The following is an 803-nucleotide window of genomic DNA, read 5'->3' as shown; positions in this document are numbered from 1 at the left end:
AACCGTGCTTACTGGATCAAAATTTACCATTGCGAAAGCTTGTTCTGGAAAAGCTGGAGATGAAATGGTCTCCAGAGCAAATATCAGGATGGTTAAGGCGAACAAAACCACGTCAAAAAACGCTGCGAATATCACCTGAGACAATTTATAAAACGCTGTACTTTCGTAGCCGTGAAGCGCTACACCACCTGAATATACAGCATCTGCGACGGTCGCATAGCCTTCGCCATGGCAGGCGTCATACCCGCAAAGGCGAAAGAGGTACGATTAACATAGTGAACGGAACACCAATTCACGAACGTTCCCGAAATATCGATAACAGACGCTCTCTGGGGCATTGGGAGGGCGATTTAGTCTCAGGTACAAAAAACTCTCATATAGCCACACTTGTAGACCGAAAATCACGTTATACGATCATCCTTAGACTCAGGGGCAAAGATTCTGTCTCAGTAAATCAGGCTCTTACCGACAAATTCCTGAGTTTACCGTCAGAACTCAGAAAATCACTGACATGGGACAGAGGAATGGAACTGGCCAGACATCTAGAATTTACTGTCAGCACCGGCGTTAAAGTTTACTTCTGCGATCCTCAGAGTCCTTGGCAGCGGGGAACAAATGAGAACACAAATGGGCTAATTCGGCAGTACTTTCCTAAAAAGACATGTCTTGCCCAATATACTCAACATGAACTAGATCTGGTTGCTGCTCAGCTAAACAACAGACCGAGAAAGACACTGAAGTTCAAAACACCGAAAGAGATAATTGAAAGGGGTGTTGCATTGACAGATTGAATCTACAGCGGC

At 45.0% G+C, this 803-nt stretch carries 1 protein-coding gene; it reads left to right on the top strand.

Annotated features, from left to right (window positions below):
- On the top strand, nt 1-791 hold a 791-nt coding region (locus tag FHC48_RS23020; protein ID WP_151319954.1), incomplete at its 5' end, for an IS30-like element IS30 family transposase.
- Nucleotides 792-803 lie beyond the last annotated feature (12 nt).

This window comes from Enterobacter sp. EC_50, assembly GCF_019584525.1.
In the GTDB taxonomy this organism is placed as follows: Bacteria; Pseudomonadota; Gammaproteobacteria; order Enterobacterales; family Enterobacteriaceae; genus Enterobacter; species Enterobacter roggenkampii.
The sequence above is the reverse complement of the archived record's forward strand: the minus strand, read 5'-3'. Positions and strand labels throughout refer to the sequence as shown.